The 17,361-nt window shown below is 72.7% G+C and carries 16 protein-coding genes; 9 read left to right on the forward strand and 7 right to left on the reverse strand.

The features are described 5' to 3' along the window. Positions 1-9: 9 nt before the first annotated feature. Positions 10-1,110, forward strand: coding sequence for an SAM-dependent methyltransferase (locus R4Z62_RS14490; RefSeq protein ID WP_491519982.1), 1,101 nt, complete (start codon positions 10-12; stop codon positions 1,108-1,110). On the opposite strand, the gene R4Z62_RS14495 is transcribed toward R4Z62_RS14490, so the two are convergent. Next, the gene (locus R4Z62_RS14495; protein ID WP_064534416.1) at positions 1,075-2,226 is read right to left on the reverse strand and encodes an NADH-quinone oxidoreductase subunit D; all 1,152 of its coding nucleotides are present in this window, start codon (positions 2,224-2,226) and stop codon (positions 1,075-1,077) included. The genes R4Z62_RS14490 and R4Z62_RS14495 overlap by 36 nt on opposite strands. A 31-nt stretch (positions 2,227-2,257) precedes the next feature. On the opposite strand from R4Z62_RS14495, the gene R4Z62_RS14500 reads away from it, so the two are divergent. Continuing rightward, complete coding sequence (locus R4Z62_RS14500; RefSeq protein WP_491519983.1) at positions 2,258-2,761, forward strand: PH domain-containing protein; 504 nt, start codon at positions 2,258-2,260, stop codon at positions 2,759-2,761. Next, the gene (locus tag R4Z62_RS14505; protein ID WP_491519984.1) at positions 2,758-4,179 is read left to right on the forward strand and encodes a PH domain-containing protein; all 1,422 of its coding nucleotides are present in this window, start codon (positions 2,758-2,760) and stop codon (positions 4,177-4,179) included. The genes R4Z62_RS14500 and R4Z62_RS14505 overlap by 4 nt, the downstream gene beginning before the upstream one ends. Before the next feature lie 110 nt (positions 4,180-4,289). Here R4Z62_RS14505 and R4Z62_RS14510 read toward each other — a convergent pair whose 3' ends face one another. Both R4Z62_RS14510 and R4Z62_RS14515 read right to left on the reverse strand, forming a co-directional pair. Continuing rightward, the gene (locus R4Z62_RS14510) at positions 4,290-5,639 is read right to left on the reverse strand and encodes a hypothetical protein (protein WP_491519985.1); all 1,350 of its coding nucleotides are present in this window, start codon (positions 5,637-5,639) and stop codon (positions 4,290-4,292) included. Positions 5,640-5,820: 181 nt separating this feature from the next. Continuing rightward, on the reverse strand, positions 5,821-6,945 hold the full coding sequence (locus R4Z62_RS14515; protein WP_382849556.1) for an alpha/beta hydrolase: 1,125 nt from the start codon (positions 6,943-6,945) through the stop codon (positions 5,821-5,823). 203 nt (positions 6,946-7,148) lie between these two features. On the opposite strand from R4Z62_RS14515, the gene R4Z62_RS14520 reads away from it, so the two are divergent. From R4Z62_RS14520 to R4Z62_RS14545, 6 genes are all read left to right on the forward strand, one after another. Continuing rightward, the gene (locus R4Z62_RS14520; RefSeq protein ID WP_355478279.1) at positions 7,149-8,984 is read left to right on the forward strand and encodes a phosphatidylglycerol lysyltransferase domain-containing protein; all 1,836 of its coding nucleotides are present in this window, start codon (positions 7,149-7,151) and stop codon (positions 8,982-8,984) included. Positions 8,985-9,113: 129 nt separating this feature from the next. Continuing rightward, entirely contained in the window at positions 9,114-10,028 is a 915-nt protein-coding gene (folP, locus tag R4Z62_RS14525) for a dihydropteroate synthase (RefSeq protein WP_491519986.1), read from the forward strand. After that, positions 10,025-10,528 (forward strand): nuclear transport factor 2 family protein, encoded by a 504-nt coding sequence (locus R4Z62_RS14530; protein ID WP_018568880.1) that lies wholly within the window; start codon positions 10,025-10,027, stop codon positions 10,526-10,528. The genes folP and R4Z62_RS14530 overlap by 4 nt, the downstream gene beginning before the upstream one ends. A gap of 248 nt (positions 10,529-10,776) precedes the next feature. Further along, on the forward strand, positions 10,777-11,136 hold the full coding sequence (gene folB, locus R4Z62_RS14535) for a dihydroneopterin aldolase (protein ID WP_018568881.1): 360 nt from the start codon (positions 10,777-10,779) through the stop codon (positions 11,134-11,136). Continuing rightward, positions 11,133-11,744: a 2-amino-4-hydroxy-6-hydroxymethyldihydropteridine diphosphokinase gene (gene folK / locus R4Z62_RS14540; RefSeq protein WP_381740789.1), complete on the forward strand. Its 612-nt coding sequence runs from the start codon at positions 11,133-11,135 to the stop codon at positions 11,742-11,744. Before folB ends, folK begins: the two co-directional genes overlap by 4 nt. Positions 11,745-11,862: 118 nt before the next feature. Further along, positions 11,863-12,351: a DUF3180 domain-containing protein gene (locus R4Z62_RS14545; RefSeq protein ID WP_381740791.1), complete on the forward strand. Its 489-nt coding sequence runs from the start codon at positions 11,863-11,865 to the stop codon at positions 12,349-12,351. A 56-nt stretch (positions 12,352-12,407) separates the two neighbouring features. Here R4Z62_RS14545 and folE read toward each other — a convergent pair whose 3' ends face one another. The 4 genes from folE to tilS all read right to left on the reverse strand — a co-directional run bounded on the left by folE (position 12,408) and on the right by tilS (position 17,217). Further along, on the reverse strand, positions 12,408-13,013 hold the full coding sequence (gene folE, locus R4Z62_RS14550; protein WP_064534406.1) for a GTP cyclohydrolase I FolE: 606 nt from the start codon (positions 13,011-13,013) through the stop codon (positions 12,408-12,410). A gap of 106 nt (positions 13,014-13,119) precedes the next feature. After that, positions 13,120-15,159 carry an ATP-dependent zinc metalloprotease FtsH gene (gene ftsH / locus R4Z62_RS14555; protein WP_018568885.1) on the reverse strand — a complete coding sequence of 680 codons (2,040 nt, stop codon included), beginning with the start codon at positions 15,157-15,159 and terminating at the stop codon, positions 13,120-13,122. 183 nt (positions 15,160-15,342) lie between these two features. Further along, positions 15,343-15,903 carry a hypoxanthine phosphoribosyltransferase gene (hpt, locus tag R4Z62_RS14560; RefSeq protein ID WP_037873829.1) on the reverse strand — a complete coding sequence of 187 codons (561 nt, stop codon included), beginning with the start codon at positions 15,901-15,903 and terminating at the stop codon, positions 15,343-15,345. A gap of 117 nt (positions 15,904-16,020) precedes the next feature. After that, positions 16,021-17,217: a tRNA lysidine(34) synthetase TilS gene (gene tilS / locus R4Z62_RS14565; protein WP_491519987.1), complete on the reverse strand. Its 1,197-nt coding sequence runs from the start codon at positions 17,215-17,217 to the stop codon at positions 16,021-16,023. Positions 17,218-17,361: the final 144 nt, after the last annotated feature.

Consider the following 17,361-nt stretch of genomic DNA (forward strand, 5'->3'; position numbering starts at 1 on the left):
GCTGGCGAGGTGGCGGACGACACAGCGCGGGAACACCCGCGGGAGAGCGGGCGGGAGTGGCGCACCTGGCGCGCGGCGGCCCGGGACGCCCTGTACGGGCCGGGCGGCTTCTACCGGCGGCCCGAGGGACCGGCCGGGCACTTCCGCACGTCCGTGCACGCCTCGCCGCTCTTCGCGGCCGCCGTGGCACGGCTGCTGTGCCGCCTCGACGAGGTGCTGGAGCGGCCCGGGGTGCTCGGCTTCGTCGACATGGCGGCCGGTCACGGGGAGCTGGCGGCGGGGGTGCTGGCCGCGCTGCCCGCCCCGGTGGCCGCCCGCACCCGGGTGTACGCCGTCGAGGTCGCCGGCCGGCCACCGGGACTCGATCACCGGATCGAGTGGCTGAGCGCCCCGCCCCCGCACGTCACCGGGCTGCTCTTCGCCAACGAGTGGCTGGACAACGTGCCGGTGGAGGTGGCCGAGACGGACGCGGCGGGTGTGCCCCGGCACGTGCTCGTCCGGCGCGACGGCACGGAACGCCTCGGGGAGCCGGTGGCGGGCGCCGAGGCCGCGTGGCTGGCCCGGTGGTGGCCGCTGCCCCCCGAGGAGGGCCTGCGCGCGGAGATCGGCCTGCCCAGGGACACCGCCTGGGCCGAGGCGGTCTCCTGCCTCGACCGGGGTCTGGCGGTCGCCGTGGACTACGCGCACCGCTCGGGCGCCCGGCCGCCGTTCGGCACCCTCACCGGCTTCCGGGACGGACGGGAGACCCGGCCCGTACCGGACGGCACCTGCGATCTCACGGCGCACGTGGCCCTGGACGCCTGCGCCGCGCACGCCGCGCACCTCTCAGGCACCCGCGCCGCGCACGCCCCTGACGCACTCCCCCGCGCACGCCTGCTCACCCAGCGCACCGCACTGCACGCCCTCGGTCTCACCGGCGCACGCCCTCCGCTGGCACTGGCCTCCACGCGCCCCGCGGAGTACGTGCGCGCCCTCGCGAGCGCCGGGGAGGCCGCGGAGCTCACCGCACCCGGCGGACTCGGCGACTTCGACTGGCTGCTCCAGCCGGTGGGCCTCCCCCGGGCACGGGCCGCCCTACTTGTCGATGTCCCCGACCACGAAGAACATTGAGCCCAGGATCGCCACCATGTCGGCCACCAGCGTGCCCGGCAGCAGCTCGGCCAGCGCCTGGATGTTGTTGTACGAGGCGGAGCGCAGCTTCAGCCGGTACGGGGTCTTCTCACCCTTGCTGACCAGGTAGTAGCCGTTGATGCCGAGCGGGTTCTCGGTCCAGGCGTAGGTGTGCCCCTCGGGCGCCTTGAGGACCTTGGGGAGCCGCTGGTTGACCGGTCCCGGCGCCAGGCCGGCCAGCCGGTCCAGACAGGCGTCGGCGAGGTCCAGGGCGTTGTGGGTCTGCTCCAGCAGGCACTCGAAGCGGGCCAGGCAGTCGCCCTCCTGCCGGGTGACCACCTTCAGGACGTCCGCCAGCTCCCCGTACGCCAGGTACGGCTCGTCGCGGCGCAGGTCGAGGTCGACGCCCGAGGCGCGCGCGATCGGCCCGCTCACCCCGTAGGCGTGCACGGCGCGCTGCGACAGCGCGCCCACGCCCCGGGTGCGCCCCCGGAAGATCTCGTTGCCGAGCACCAGGTCGTCGAAGACGTCCATGCGCGAGCGCACGGCGGCGACGGCGCCGCGCGCACGCGTGGGCCACCCGGCCGGGATGTCCTCCTTGAGGCCGCCGACCCGGTTGAACATGTAGTGCATCCGGCCGCCGGAGATCTCCTCCATCACGTTCTGGAGGACCTCGCGCTCCCGGAACGCGTAGAAGACCGGTGTGATGCCGCCCAGCTCCAGCGGATAGGAGCCGAGGAACATCAGGTGGTTGAGCACCCGGTTCAGCTCCGCGAGCAGCGTGCGCGTCCACACCGCCCGCTCGGGCACCTCCATGCCGAGCATCCGCTCCACGGCCAGGACCACGCCCAGCTCGTTCGAGAACGCCGACAGCCAGTCGTGGCGGTTGGCCAGCATGATGATCTGCCGGTAGTCCCGCGCCTCGAACAGCTTCTCGGCGCCGCGGTGCATATAGCCGATCACCGGCTCCGCGCTCCTGATGCGCTCGCCGTCCAGCACCAGCTTCAGCCGGAGCACCCCGTGCGTGGACGGGTGCTGGGGACCGATGTTGAGCACCATGTCGGTGCTCTCCGCGGCACCGCCGATCCCGACCGTCGTCTCCGTCGTAGGAGTCATGGCCCCAGTCTCCCCTACGTACGCTTGCCCCATGGAGACGGGGAGTCCGGAGAACGAGCGGGCGGCCGGGGCCGAGCCGGGGTGGACGGCGCTGCCGCCCGGCCTGCTGCGGATGCGCCGCCTGCTGCTCATGGTGTGGCTGGGGTCGGCGGCGGTGGCCGTGGGCTGGGTGCTCGGCGCGGTGGCGGGGCCGGCCTGGGCGGCGTTCGCGCTGCTGCCGCTCGCGGCGGCGGCCTGGGGCTGGGTGCTGCTGGGGCGCAACTGGCGCTCCTGGCGGTACGCCGAGCGCGCCGACGACCTGCTGATCGTCCGGGGCGTGCTGTGGCACGAGGAGACCGTCGTGCCCTACGGCCGGATGCAGCTGGTCGAGGTCACCTCGGGCCCGGTCGAACGGCACTTCGGGCTGGCCACCGTGCAACTGCACACGGCGGCCGCCGCCACCGACGCGACGATCCCCGGCCTCGACCCGGCCGAGGCCGAACGGCTGCGCGACCGGCTCATCGAGCTGGGCCAGGCCCGATCGGCGGGACTGTGACGGCGCCGGAGGCGGACGCCACCGAGGACGCGGGCGCCGCGGGACGGCCCGCCGCCACGCGGCCCGTGGTCGAGCGGCGGCTGCACCCGGTGACCCCGCTGCGCCGCGCCTGGGCGCCGGTCGCCGTGCTCGCCGGCTGGGCCGTCCACGACCCCGGCCAGGCGCAGCAGCAGCTGACCCGGCTGACCACGGCCTGGCTGCTGGCCGGCCTCGCCGTGCTCCTCCCGGCGGCGGCCCTCTACGGCTTCCTGTCCTGGTGGTTCACGCACTTCGCGGTGACCGACACCGAACTGCGCATCCGCACCGGACTGCTGTTCCGGCGCACCGCGCACATCCGCCTGGAGCGCATCCAGGCCGTCGACGTCACCCGGCCCCTGCTCGGCCGGCTCGCGGGCGTCGCCAAGCTGAAGCTCGACGTCATAGGGACCGACAAGAAGGACGAACTGGCCTTCCTCGGCGAGGACGACGCCCGCGCGCTGCGCGCCGAACTGCTCGCGCGCGCCGCCGGCTTCTCCGCCGACACCGCCCAGGAGGTCGGCGAGGCACCCGCGCGGGAGCTCGTCCGCGTCCCCGCGCGCGTGATAGCCGTCTCGCTGCTCCTGATGGGCGCGACCTGGGGCTCGCTCCTCGCCGCCGTCGTCGTGCCGTCCCTGCTGTGGCTGGCCACCCACAGCCTGTGGACGGTCCTGGCCACCGCCCTGCCGCTGCTCGGCGGGGCCGTGACGAGCAGCGTGGGCCGCTTCGTCGCCGCCTACGACTGGACGCTGAGCGAGTCGCCCGACGGGCTGCGCATCGACCGGGGCCTGCTGGACCGCACCCACGAGACCGTGCCGCCGGGACGCGTGCAGACCGTACGGATCGTGGAACCGCTGCTGTGGCGGCGCTGGCGGGCGCCCGGCGCGGGCGGCCCCGGCACCGGCCGCGGCTGGGTCCGGGTCGAGCTGGACGTGGCCGGGTCCTCGAACTCGGTGCTGCTGCCGGTGGCTCCCCGGGAGATCGCCGAGTCGGTGATCTCCCGGGTGCTGCCGGGCGTCGCCGTGCCGGAGACCTCGTCCCTGGCCCGGCCGCCACGCGGTGCCCGGTGGTGCGCGCCGGTGCGGTGGCGGGGGTACGGGGTCGCCGTCACCGGCACGGTGTTCGCCGCCCGGCACGGACTGCTGCGGCGGCGGCTCGCGCTGGTCCCGCACGCCAAGGTGCAGAGCGTACGGCTCACCCAGGGGCCCTGGGAGCGCCTCTGGGGCGTCGCCGACGTCCAGGTGGACACCGGCGCGAACAAGACGGTGACGGCGCGGCTGCGGGGCACCGGTGAGGCGGAGCGGCTGCTGCGGACGCAGGCCGAGCGCTCCCGTACGGGACGGCGGGACGCCCGGCCAGACCGGTGGATGGAGCGGGAGGGGCAGGCGGGCCCGGCCAGGTAGAGGTAACAAGAGGTAGTAGAGGTAACAAGAGGTAGAGGTAAGGGGCACGGTCCAAAGGACCGTGCCCCTTACCGATCTGCCGATGCTCGCTCTTCGACGTGGGTCCGCCCTCAGGACGCCGCCGTGCGCAGGTCCAGGACGTCGAGCTGCTCGGTCTCGTCGTGGGCGGTGAGGTCGATGACCTGGTTCGCCGCCTCGGCCCCGGCCGCCGCGTCGGCGCGCTCGTGCCCGGCCCCGGCCCCGGCCCTCCCGGAATCGGAATCGGACCTCCCGAAATCGGACCTCCCGGAATCGGACTCTGCCTCGGCCTCGGCCTTGTGCAGGGCGAGCGCCTCCGGGCCGACGACGTCCGCCAGGTCCTCGTTCTGGACGGCTTCCAGGGCGGCGGGCGGCGCGCCCTTCTTCGTACCGAAGAAGTCGAACCCGCCCGCGGTCACCTGGCGCCGTGCGGGCGCGGGCGGCACGACGGCCACCGCGGTCGGCACGGCGAAGTGTCCGGCGGGGTGCTGCGGCCTGCCGCCCGGAGCGGCCGCGTCGGCGGCACCGGCGTCGTCGGCGCCATCGGTCCGCCCAGCGGCGTCCGTGGGCCCGGCCTCGGCGGACCGGGCCGTCCCCGTCTCCCCCTCCGGCCCGTCCGCCGTCTCCCGCGCACGGGCCGCGCCCGCCTCGGCGTCGGCGTCCGGGGCCGCGTCCGCGCGCCCGGCCCGCTCGCCGCGGTCGGCACCCTCACTGCGGTCGACACCGTCGACAACGTCGTCATCGGCGCCGTCGGCGTCATCGGGACCAGCGCTGCCATCGGCGCCAGCCCCGTCACCGGCGTCGCGGTGATCCCGCGTGCCGCGCTCGCCGTCCGCGCCGAGCCGCGCCAGCGCCGCCCCGGCCCGCGCGAACAGCTCGGAGCCCTCGGGGGAGAACACGGCGGAAGCCACGCCCACCCGCTGCTCCTGCGGCGCCTGCGCCTGCGCCTGGGCGCTCAGGCCCGCCGGCAGCGCGGGCAGGTCGGTGGCCGCCTCGAGCTCCAGCAGGCGGCGGCCCTCCAGGGCGCTCGCCCGCTCCGTCTCGGCCGTGGCGTAGCGCCGCAGCAGGGCCGCGTGCTCGTTGCGCAGCCGCGCCAGTTCGGACCGCTTGGCCCGCAGCTTCTGCTCCAGTCGGGAGCGCAGTCCGCGCGACTCCTCCAGGTCCGACTCGAGTTCGGCGACGCGTTCCTCGAAGCGCCACTCGTCGCTCGCCCGCGCGCGCGTGAGGTCGGCCACCCGGCGGCCCGCCTGGGTGTCCCAGCGGCGCAGGACGACCGCACCGGCGACCGCCGTCACCGCGGCGGCCGCCGCGAGAGACCGCAGCACCACCGGTGCCGTGAACACCCAGGGCCCCAGGGCGCAGACGACAGAGACGCCGGCGATCGCCGTGGGGGGCAGCAGCCTGTGCAAGGGAGGGGAATGGCGATGACGTCCACGTGGCATGGCCAGAAACTTACCGCGCGTAGGCGAATCATGGTGGGCCGCCCCGCAAAAAGGCGGCCATACCGAAATCTTCACAGCACATCAGGAGTTCGGACCGGGCATGGGGCGAGTTCGGCCGAACTCCGGGGCATTTCCAAGATCATTTATCGATGCCTCTCCACGGCACCTCGCAAGCACCGTCTCAGCGCTCCGCCAGCCGCGCGCTGACCCACTGGAGGGTCGGCGGGATCTCGCGCCGCCAGGTGTTGAAGTTGTGGCCGCCGCTGTCCAGGATGATCGACGAGACATGGGTCTTCTTCGTCGCCTTGACCGCGTCTATGAACCTGAGCGTCGCCTTGTAGTTGCTCTCGCCCTGCTTGCTGCTGGTGACGAGCAGCGAAGTGTCGGGAGCCGGCTGGTGCTTGATGAACCAGGCCAGGTCGGCGCGATTCTTCAGCTCCTTGTTCCCCTGGAACAGATCACCGGTCGTCGGGTCGATCGGCGCCTTGTAGTAAGGCGACAGACCGGCCCCCGCGCCATACACCTCGGGGTGGTGCATGGCGAGTTTCAGCGCGCAGTATCCGCCCGTGGAATCACCGATGATGCCCCAGCCGCCCGGCTTCTTGCCGACCCGGTAGTGCGCGGACACCGCGTCCGGCAGATCGCGGCCGAAGAAGGTCTCGGTCTGCGGACCGCCCGGGATGTCCACGCACTCGGTGTCGCGCGGCGGCGCGACCGTCGGCCGCAGCATCACCAGGATCATCGGCTCCATCCGGCCCTGCTTGGCCAGCTCCTGCGCCGTACGCGGGTAGTTGAGCTTGCTGACGAGCGCCTGGGCGGTGCCCGGATAGCCGGTGAGGATCACGGACGCGGGGAACGTACGGGTGCGGTACTGCGGCTGGAAGTACTCCGGCGGCAGGTATATGAACGCGGGCGAGGCGATGTGGGACGTACGGCCCACGATGTCGACCTTCTGTATCTGCCCCGTCAGCTGCGGCCGGGATCCGCCTGCCATCTGCACCTGCTGGGTGCCGACCACACGCAGCGGCCCGGTCGCACCGCCCGCCATATGGTCGACGACCACACCCTGGTCCGTCTCCTGGCCGAACAGGTCGGCCCAGCTGGCGTAGAAGCCGAAGGCCTGGTTGGCGGCCAGGCCGACGCAGGCGAAGATCGCCGCCTGGGTGGCCGCCAGGATGCCGATCCGGCCGCCGACCGCCCGCCAGTTGCGCCGTGCCAGCCGTGGCCACAGCCACACCGTGGCGACGAACAGCAGTACGGCGAACAGCACCGCCAGTACCAGCACCTTCTTGCTCGTGAGACCCATGAGCTCTTTCCTGCCTGCATTCCATGCCCGGCCCGCCGGCGCCTCGACGGCGGCAGCGGGGCCCAGGCTTTCCCTGGCCTTCGACCCGGATTCCGGGTGGGGAGTGAACCTTCCTGCCCCAGACACCGTCCTAGAGGGCGCAATGTCGCCGGATGCCCGGATCGGCACCGGATTCAAGGTCTCTCGCAGAACTATGGGATGCGATGTCTGTCAGGATAGATGGGGAAAAGCCGGGCGGGGTTCCGAGCGGATCAGGCCGGGTACGGCGCATACTGCGCGGTCCACGCCCTGAGGCGGTCCCCACGCTGATCGGCAGGGCCTGCGCGGTCGTGGGCCTGCTGGACATCGCCGCGGGCGTCTTCCCACGCTTCCGGCACAGCCGGATGCACGCCTGGGCCGAGGTGCTGCCGGGCTCGTTCGGGCCCTTCGCCGCGGCCCTCTCGCTCAGCGCCGGCGTCCTCCTGCTGCTGCTCGCGCACGGCCTGCGCCGGCGCAAGCGCCGTGCCTGGCGCGCCGCCGTGGCGCTGCTCCCGGCGGGCGCGGCGGCCGAGTTCGTCTACCGGCACTCCGTGGTCGGCGTCGTCATCGCCCTCGCGCTGCTCACCCCGCTGGTGCTGCACCGCAAGGAGTTCTCGGCGCTGCCCGACCCGCGCAGCAGGTGGCGGGCGCTGACCAACTTCGTGCTGATGAGCGCCGGTTCGCTGGCGCTCGGCATGCTCATCGTCAGCGTCCACACGGACCGCATGGTCGGCGACCCGAGCGTCGCGGACCGGCTCACCCACGTCGTCTACGGCCTCGTCGGCTTCGAGGGCCCCGTCGACTACCAGGGCAACACCTCCTGGACCGTCGCCTTCTCCCTGGGCGCCCTCGGCTGGATCACCGCGGTCACCACGATCTACCTGGCCTTCCGGCCCGAACACCCGGCGGCCCGGCTGACCGAGGAGGACGAGGTCCAGCTGCGCGCGCTGCTGGCCAAGCACGGCCGCCGCGACTCCCTCGGCCACTTCGCGCTCCGCCGCGACAAGGCCGTCGTGTTCTCCCCCAGCGGCAAGGCCGCGGTGACCTACCGCGTGGTCTCCGGCGTGATGCTCGCCAGCGGCGACCCCATCGGTGACGTCGAGGCCTGGCCGGGCGCCATCGAGCGCTTCATGGACGAGGCCAAGGCCCACTCCTGGACGCCCGCCGTCATGGGCTGCTCCGAGACCGGCGGCGAGGTCTGGACCCGCGAGACCGGTCTGGACGCCCTGGAGCTGGGCGACGAGGCGGTGGTCGACGTCGCGGATTTCTCACTCGCCGGACGCGCGATGCGCAACGTCCGCCAAATGGTCAAGCGCATCGAACGGGCCGGCTACGAAACCCGGGTACGGCGTATCCGTGACCTCGGCGACGCCGAACTGGAGCGCGTCCGGGAGGCCGCCGAGGACTGGCGCGGCACCGACACCGAGCGCGGCTTCTCCATGGCGCTCGGCCGCATCGGCGACGCCGCCGACGGCGACTGCCTCATAGCCACCGCGCACAAGCAGGACGACGAGCCGGGCGAGTTCGGCGACCTGAAGGCGATCCTGCACTTCGTGCCGTGGGGCGAGGACGGCGTCTCCCTCGACCTGATGCGCCGCGACCGCTCCGCCGACCCCGGCATGAACGAACTGCTGATCGTCGCGGCGCTCCAGGCCGCCCCGAAGTTCGGCATCAGCCGGGTCTCGCTCAACTTCGCGATGTTCCGCTCCGCCCTCGCCCGCGGCGAGAAGATCGGCGCGGGCCCGGTGCTGCGCGCCTGGCGCGGGCTGCTGGTGTTCCTGTCGCGGTGGTTCCAGATCGAGTCGCTGTACAAGTTCAACGCCAAGTTCCAGCCCCGCTGGGAGCCGCGGTTCGTCGTCTACCGCTCCTCCTCCGACCTGGCCCGCATCGGCTTCGCCGCCATGCAGGCCGAGGGCTTCGTCAACCTGGCCCTGCCCGTGCCGCGCTTCCTGCGCCGCCGCAAGGCCGCCCAGCGCCCGTGCGCGCACGCAGTGGCCGAACGGGACGTACGCGCCGCCTGACCCGCGCGCGGCCCGAGCGACCGCCCGCCTCCCGGCCGGAGGCGGCGACCGCTCGGGCCGCTCCCGTACCGGCGGCCGGCCGCCCGGGTCAACGGGATCGGCCCCGGGCACGGGGCCTACGCTGAACGTATGAGCAACCAGAGCGGGCGCGGCCGAGTGGCGGGCCTACCGGCATGGGACCGCTGCGCGGTCATGGGGGTCGTCAACGTGACACCCGACTCCTTCTCCGACGGCGGCCGCTGGTTCGACACGACGACCGCCGTCAAGCACGGCCTCGACCTGGTCGCCCAGGGGGCCGACCTGGTCGACGTCGGCGGCGAGTCGACCCGCCCCGGCGCCCCGCGCGTCGACGAGGACGAGGAGCTGCGGCGCGTCCTGCCGGTCGTCCGGGGGCTCGCCGCCGAGGGCGTCACCCTCTCCGTGGACACCATGCGGGCCCGCGTCGCCGAGCAGGCGCTCGCGGCCGGCGCCGCCCTCGTCAACGACGTCAGCGGCGGCCTCGCCGACCCCGCGATGATCCCCGCGGTCGCGGACGCGGGCGCGCCCTTCGTCGTGATGCACTGGCGCGGCTTCCTCCAGGGCGGCAACGTCCGGGGCGTCTACGCCGACGTCGTCACCGAGGTCGCCGACGAGCTGCACGCGCGCGTGGAGGCCGTCCTGGAGGGCGGCATCGCCCCCGACCGCGTCGTCGTCGACCCCGGCCTCGGCTTCTCCAAGGACGCCGAGCACGACCTGATGCTCCTGGCCCGCCTCGACCGGATCCTCGGCCTGGGCCACCCCGTCCTGGTCGCCGCCTCCCGCAAGCGGTTCCTCGGCCGTGTCCTGGCCGGACCGGAGGGCGCTCCGCCGCCCGCCCGCGAGCGCGACGCGGCCACGGCCGCCGTCTCCGCGCTCGCGGCGCACGCCGGAGCGTGGGCGGTCCGCGTGCACGAGGTACGCGCCACAGCGGACGCCGTACGGGTCGCACGCGCCGTGGAACAGGCGCGCGCGACCGGCACCGCCCCGGCGGACGGCCCGGCCGGCTCCCCCGAAGGAGCCCGGTGAGCGCTCCCCACACGGACGTGGAACAGGTGGAAGCGGCCAACACCGCCTTCTACGAGGCCCTGGAGCAGGGCGACTTCGAGGAGCTGACCTCCCTCTGGCTCACCCCGTCCGACCTGGGCGTCGACGAGGAGTACCACGACCCGGCGGACACCGGTGTGATCTCCTGCGTGCACCCCGGCTGGCCGGTGCTCACCGGCCGCGGCGAGGTCCTGCGCAGCTATGCGCTGATCATGGCCAACACCGACTACATCCAGTTCTTCCTGACCGATGTGCATGTCTCGGTCACCGGCGACACCGCCCTGGTGACCTGCACCGAGAACATCCTCAGCGGCGGTCCGGCGCCCGCCGCCGGTGACGAGCTGGGCCCGCTGGTCGGACAGCTCGTCGTCGCCACCAACGTGTTCCGGCGCACCCCGCTCGGCTGGAAGCTCTGGTCGCACCATGCCTCCCCGGTTCTGGCCGAGAACGACGGCGACGAGGAGGAGGGCCCGCCCGCGTGAACGGGTAGGCGACGGGCACCGACGCGGAAGTGGCCGGAATCACGGGTCCGGCGGCGTGGGCGGCCACCGGCTGGTGAGCAACCGGGTTCTCCAGCGGAAACACCGGGTGAAAGCTCCCGGGTGCGGCTCGCCCCGGCGCCCCCGTGTCCCGGCGGTGTCGGCGCCCGCAGGTAGATTCGTCCGAGGCCGGTGTACCGCCCGCACGCGGTACGACCCGGCCGTCACCGACGATTGCAGGAGTGATTCGCGTGGATCGTGTCGCGCTGCGCGGCCTGAAGGCCCGCGGGCACCACGGTGTGTTCCCCAAGGAGCGCGAGGACGGCCAGACCTTCCTCGTCGACATCGTCCTGGGGGTGGACACCCGGCAGGCCGCGGCCGACGACGACCTGGCGAAGACCGTGCACTACGGCATCGTGGCCGAAGAGGTCGTGGCCGTGGTGGAGGGCGAGCCGGTGAACCTCATCGAGACCCTCGCCGAGCGCATCGCCCAGACCTGCCTGAAGCACGAAGGCGTCCTGGAGGTCGAGGTCCGCGTCCACAAGCCGGACGCCCCGATCACGGTCCCCTTCGACGACGTGACCGTCACCATCACCCGGAGCCGAGTATGACCCGACCTTTCCTCCAGGGTCACAGCGACCCGACCGTCCAGCCGGTGCCCGCCTCCGTCGTCGAGCAGGTCGACGCGGCCGACACCACGCTCAGCAACCCGAAACGCGCCGTGCTCTCCCTCGGCTCCAACCTCGGCAACCGCCTGGAGACCCTCCAGGGCGCCGTCGACGCCCTGGAGGACACCCCGGGCGTCCGCATCAAGGCCGTCTCCCCGGTCTACGAGACGGAGCCGTGGGGCGTCGAGCCCGACACCCAGCCCTCGTACTTCAACGCGGTGGTGGTCCTGAAGACGACGCTGCCGCCGTCCTCCCTGCTGGAGCGGGCGCACGCCATCGAGGAGGCCTTCCACCGGGTCCGCGACGAGCACTGGGGCCCGCGCACCATCGACGTCGACATCGTCTCCTACGCCGACGTCGTCTCCGACGACCCGCTCCTCACCCTCCCCCACCCCCGCGCCCACGAACGCGCGTTCGTCCTCGCGCCGTGGCACGACGTGGACCCCGACGCCCAGCTCCCCGGCCGGGGCGACGTGGCGGGCCTGCTGGGCGCCGTCACCCGCACGGGTGTCGCACCGCGCGCGGACCTGGAACTTCGACTGCCCGAGTAGTCGTTAAGGTCGAGGAAGATCCCGGCGCCCGGTCCGGGGACGGCACCGCCGCTCCCCCGGCCGGCCCGGGACGAGCCGCCGACGCCCGACCGCGGTCCGGGGGAGCTGAAGGGACACCGTGAAAGAGCTGCGCATCAGGGTGCTGGCGGGCGTGTTCGTCGTCGCCGGAGTGCTGTCCTGGGCAGGCGCCCGTCTGTGGAACGCGGTGGGAACCCTGCCCAGCGTCCCCCTGGCCGCCCCCATCGTCCTCGCCCTGATCGCCGTGGTCCTGGTGTCCACGGCCCTCTCACTGCGCGCCCGCCTCAAGGCCCAGCGCGAGCGCCGCCCCGGCGCCAAGGGCGTCGACCCGCTGATGGCCGCCCGCGCGGTCGTCTTCGGCCAGGCCAGCGCCCTGGTCGCCGCCCTCGTCGCCGGGATGTACGGCGGCGCCGGCGTCTTCCTCCTGGAACTGCTCGACATCCCCACCCGCCGCGACCAGGCCATCTACGCCGGGGCCTCCGTCCTGGCCGGCCTCGCCGTGATAGCGGCGGCCCTCTTCCTCGAACGCGTCTGCAGACTCCCCGAGGACGACGACCAGAACCCCGAGGGCGCGGAACCGGCGGCCTGAGCCACCGGGGGCTCCCCCGCACGCCCGGCCGGGCGTGCGGGGGGCTTCGTCGGCCCTCAGCGCGCCATGATGAGGCTCATCGCCTCGTTCCGCGTCGCCGCGTCCCGCAGCTGGCCCCGGACCGCCGAGGTGATGGTCTTCGCACCGGGCTTGCGGATGCCCCGCATCGACATGCACATGTGCTCGCACTCCACGACGACGATGACGCCCCGCGGCTCCAGTATCTCCATCAGCGAGTCGGCGATCTGGGTGGTGAGCCGTTCCTGCACCTGCGGACGGCGTGCGTAGACGTCCACGAGACGGGCCAGCTTGGACAGACCGGTGATCTTCCCGCTGGTGGACGGGATGTACCCGACGTGCGCGACCCCCCGGAACGGCACCAGATGGTGCTCACAGGTCGAGAACACCTCGATGTCCTTGACCAGCACCATCTCGTCGTGGCCCAGGTCGAACGTCGTCGTCAGGACGTCCTCGGGCTGCTGCCACAGACCCGCGAATATCTCCCTGTACGCCCGCGCCACCCGCCCCGGGGTGTCGCGCAGGCCCTCACGGTCCGGGTCCTCGCCGACCGCGATGAGGAGTTCGCGTACGGCGTTCTCGGCGCGCTTCTCGTCGAACTCGCCGATGGCGCCCTCGCCGTCCAGCGTCACGGGGTCGGTCATGTGAAGCCTCGTTCCTGTCTGTCTCAGCCGCGGGCATGCGAAATGCCGCGCCCCCCAGGCTAGAACCTGGGGGGCGCGGCATACATTCCGGGGCCGGTGGGCCCGGTCAGTTGTCCGGGCGGTCCTCCGGGGCCTGCTCCGTCGCCGGGGCGGGCTCCGTGGCGGTGGACTTCACGGTGCTGATCGCCGCCGTCGCGCCGTTCGCCCCGTTGGTGAGGGCCAGCTCCTTGGGAGAGAGCACCGGCGGACGGGTGGACGGGGTGCGGCGGGAGGAGCCGGTCCAGGCGGGCCGCGGGGGGCGCTTGACGATGGGGGCGAAGACCTCGGCGATCTCCTCCTTGCCCAGCGTCTCCTTCTCCAGCAGGGCCAGGACCAGGTTGTCGAGGACGTCGCGGTTCTCGACCAGGATCTCCCAGGCCTCGTTGTGCGCGTTCTCGATGAGCTGCTTGACCTCCTCGTCCACCAGCGCGGCGACCTCTTCCGAGTAGTCGCGCTGGTGAGCCATCTCACGGCCGAGGAACGGCTCGGTGTTGTCGCCACCGAACTTGATCGCGCCGAGGCGCTCGGTCATGCCGTACTGCGTGACCATCGCGCGGGCCGTGGAGGTGGCCTTCTCGATGTCGTTGGCAGCGCCGGTGGTCGGGTCGTGGAAGACCAGTTCCTCGGCCGCGCGGCCACCGAGCATGTAGGCCAGCTGGTCCAGCATCTCGTTGCGCGTGGTGGAGTACTTGTCCTCGTCCGGGAGCACCATCGTGTAACCGAGGGCCCGGCCGCGGGACAGGATCGTGATCTTGTGGACCGGGTCGGAGTTCGGCGAGGCCGCCGCGACCAGGGCGTGTCCGCCCTCGTGGTACGCGGTGATCTTCTTCTCCTTGTCCGACATGATCCGGGTCCGCTTCTGCGGGCCCGCGACCACACGGTCGATCGCCTCGTCCAGCATCTTGTTGTCGATCAGCTTCTGGTCGCTGCGGGCCGTGAGCAGCGCGGCCTCGTTCAGGACGTTGGAGAGATCGGCACCGGTGAAGCCGGGGGTGCGGCGGGCGACCGCGGCCAGGTCGACGTCCTTCGCGACCGGCTTGCCCTTCTGGTGGACCTTGAGGATCTCCAGACGGCCCTGCATGTCCGGGCGGTCGACGGCGATCTGCCGGTCGAAGCGGCCGGGGCGCAGGAGGGCCGGGTCGAGGATGTCGGGCCGGTTGGTGGCGGCGATGAGGATCACGCCGCCCTTCACGTCGAAGCCGTCCATCTCGACGAGCAGCTGGTTCAGGGTCTGCTCGCGCTCATCGTGACCGCCGCCGAGGCCGGCGCCGCGATGGCGGCCGACCGCGTCGATCTCGTCGACGAAGACGATCGCCGGGGCGTTCGCCTTGGCCTGCTCGAACAGGTCACGGACCCGGGAGGCACCGACACCGACGAACATCTCGACGAAGTCGGAACCGGAGATCGAGTAGAACGGGACGCCCGCCTCGCCCGCGACGGCGCGCGCGAGCAGGGTCTTGCCGGTTCCGGGCGGCCCGTAGAGCAGGACGCCCTTGGGGATCTTCGCCCCGACGGCCTGGAACTTGGCCGGCTCCTGGAGGAACTCCTTGATCTCGTGGAGCTCCTCGACGGCCTCGTCGGCGCCCGCGACGTCGGAGAACGTCGTCTTCGGGGTGTCCTTGGTGATGAGCTTGGCCTTGGACTTCCCGAAGTTCATGACCCGGGAGCCGCCGCCCTGCATCTGGTTCATCAGGAACAGGAAGACGACCACGATGAGGACGAAGGGCAGCAGGGAGAGCAGGACACCGAGGAAGGGGTTCTGCTTGGACGGCGAGACCGTGTAGCCGTCCGGGATCTGCTTGTGCTGGTACTTGTCCTGCAGCGTGTTGGCGAGGGCTGCGCCCTGGTCGCCGATGTAGCTCGCCTGGATCTTGGAGCTGCCGGAGACCTTCTGGCCGTCCTTGAGCTCGACCTTGATGGTCTGCTCGTCGCCGGTGGTCAGCTTGGCCTGCTGGACCCGGTTGTCATTGATCGCTGCTACGACCTGGCCTGTGTCAACCGTCTTGTAGCCGCCGGACGAGCCGACGACCTGCATCAACACGACCACGGCAAGGACGGCCAGCACGATCCACATGACCGGCCCACGGAAGTATCGCTTCACGTCCATCCATACGGAGCGATGACGCCCCGTCCCTCCTGCCATAGTGAGTTTGATAAGACAGTTCTTCTGACGGTACCCCAGCATCGTGGCGAGAAGCCGCACGGGAGAGCTGGCGTTCCCGTCTGCATGCTCCAACGGCTCCGGGGCCGCCGGGGTTCCCGATCACCGTACGGGCTGCGCCCTTATGGGTCAGCCGCCGTAGACGTGGGGGGCGAGCGTACCGACGAACGGCAGGTTGCGGTACTTCTCGGCGTAGTCGAGGCCGTAGCCGACGACGAACTCGTTGGGGATGTCGAAGCCGACCCACTCCACGTCGATGGCGACCTTCGCGGCGTCCGGCTTGCGCAGCAGCGTGCAGACCTTGAGGGAGGCCGGCTCGCGCGAGCCCAGGTTGGACAGCAGCCACGACAGGGTCAGGCCGGAGTCGATGATGTCCTCGACGATCAGGACGTGGCGGCCCTTGATGTCGGTGTCGAGGTCCTTGAGGATCCGCACCACGCCGGAGGACTGGGTGCCCGCGCCGTAGGAGGACACGGCCATCCAGTCCATGGTGAGCGGGGTGGACAGCGCCCTTGCCAGGTCGGCCATGACCATGACCGCGCCCTTGAGGACGCCGACGATCAGCAGGTCCTTGCCCGCGTACTCCGCGTCGATCTTCGCGGCCAGCTCGGTCAGCTTGGCGTCGATCTCTTCCTTGGTGATGAGCACCTGCTGGAGGTCGGCACCCATGTCTTTCGCGTCCACCCGCATCACTTTCGGTCGGTCGTCCCGCATTGACGGCTCGCGGCTGCTGTGGGTCTCCCGGCGGGGAGACCTGCCGGGAGCCTCCCCGGAGGGGAGACCGGCGCCTCCCCCGGGGGGAAGGTTTCAGCCTTGCCGAATCACCAGTCTGCCACCCTGCCGCCGGGCGACGACTTTGCCCGGGAGGTTGATGGCTCCCTGGCCCCGCCAGCCGGTGATCAGCCGGTCCACTTCCTCGATGTGGCGGGCGAACAGGGACCCGGCCGGTGCCCCGGCGTCGATGGCGGCGCGGCGCAGCACCCGGCGGCGCACGGCTGGCGGCAGGTCGTGCAGCTTGGCGCACTCCAGGCAGCCCGCTTCGTCGCGGGCGACGGCCTCGGCCTGGCCGGCCCAGGCGTCGAGCGCGTCGGCGTCGTCGCGGGAGAGCTGGGCGGTGCGGGCCAGGGCCTCGACGACGCCCTTGCCGAGGGCCTTCTCCAGGGCGGGCAGTCCCTCGTGGCGCAGCCGGGAGCGGGTGTAGGCGGGGTCGGTGTTGTGCGGGTCGTCCCAGACGGGCAGCGACTGGACCATGCAGGCCCTGCGGGCGGTCTGCCGGTCGATGTGCAGGAACGGGCGCCGGTAGCGGCCGCCGGCCCCCGAGACCGCGGCCATGCCGGACAGGGAGCGGATGCCGGAGCCGCGGGCGAGGCCGAGCAGGACCGTCTCGGCCTGGTCGTCGCGGGTGTGGCCGAGCAGGACGGCGTGGGCGCCGTGGCGGTCGGCCGCGGCGTCCAGGGCGGCGTAGCGCGCGTCGCGGGCGGCGGCCTCGGGGCCGCCGTCGCGGCCGACGGTGACGGCGACGGCGTCGACCGGGTCGAGGCCGAGTTCGCGCAGCCGCTGGGCGACCTCGGCGGCGCGCAGGTCGGAGCCGGGCTGGAGGCCGTGGTCGACGGTGACGCCGCCGGCGCGGATGCCGAGCTTGGGCGCCTCGAAGGCGAGGGCGGAGGCGAGCGCCATGGAGTCGGCGCCGCCGGAGCAGGCGACGAGCACGAGCGGCGCGGGCGTACGGGCGGCGCTCGCGCCGTGCGGGGCGCGCGGCGCGCGGGGTGTCCGGCTGGGGGTGGGCACGCCGGGCGCGGGGCGCTCGGGCAGCTGTGCGGGGCGCGGGGCGGGCGCGGTGTGCTGCGGCTGTCCGCCGTACGCCGCCTGCGCCGCGTGCGCGGTCTGGAGTTCGGGGCGGGGCGGCCCGGCGGGGGGCGGGGCCGGGGACTGCTCGTCGAGGATGTCGTTCAGGACGCGGCGGACCGCCAGGCGTATCGCCGCGACCGCAGGATGGGGACCCATGTCCGGTTCCCTTCACGGAGTTTTCGGGGGGTGAGCCCGAGCGGGTCACTCAGAGTGTGTCGATGGTGACAGAAACGGGCCGTTCCCCGAGCATCGCACGCCTACCCATCGCTCACGGTCCCTCGGACGGGTGATTGGAGGGGC

It is taken from the genome of Streptomyces sp. PL-25, from assembly GCF_058344915.1.

Bases quoted from the DNA above. Each gene is read 5' to 3' on its own strand.
- R4Z62_RS14495 (WP_064534416.1), bottom strand. From the start codon at position 2,226: ATGACTCCTACGACGGAGACGACGGTCGGGATCGGCGGTGCCGCGGAG.
- R4Z62_RS14500 (WP_491519983.1), top strand. From the start codon at position 2,258: ATGGAGACGGGGAGTCCGGAGAACGAGCGGGCGGCCGGGGCCGAGCCG.
- R4Z62_RS14510 (WP_491519985.1), bottom strand. From the start codon at position 5,639: ATGCCACGTGGACGTCATCGCCATTCCCCTCCCTTGCACAGGCTGCTG.
- R4Z62_RS14515 (WP_382849556.1), bottom strand. From the start codon at position 6,945: ATGGGTCTCACGAGCAAGAAGGTGCTGGTACTGGCGGTGCTGTTCGCC.
- R4Z62_RS14520 (WP_355478279.1), top strand. From the start codon at position 7,149: ATGTCTGTCAGGATAGATGGGGAAAAGCCGGGCGGGGTTCCGAGCGGA.
- folP (WP_491519986.1), top strand. From the start codon at position 9,114: ATGAGCAACCAGAGCGGGCGCGGCCGAGTGGCGGGCCTACCGGCATGG.
- folK (WP_381740789.1), top strand. From the start codon at position 11,133: ATGACCCGACCTTTCCTCCAGGGTCACAGCGACCCGACCGTCCAGCCG.
- folE (WP_064534406.1), bottom strand. From the start codon at position 13,013: ATGACCGACCCCGTGACGCTGGACGGCGAGGGCGCCATCGGCGAGTTC.
- ftsH (WP_018568885.1), bottom strand. From the start codon at position 15,159: ATGGACGTGAAGCGATACTTCCGTGGGCCGGTCATGTGGATCGTGCTG.
- hpt (WP_037873829.1), bottom strand. From the start codon at position 15,903: ATGCGGGTGGACGCGAAAGACATGGGTGCCGACCTCCAGCAGGTGCTC.
- tilS (WP_491519987.1), bottom strand. From the start codon at position 17,217: ATGGGTCCCCATCCTGCGGTCGCGGCGATACGCCTGGCGGTCCGCCGC.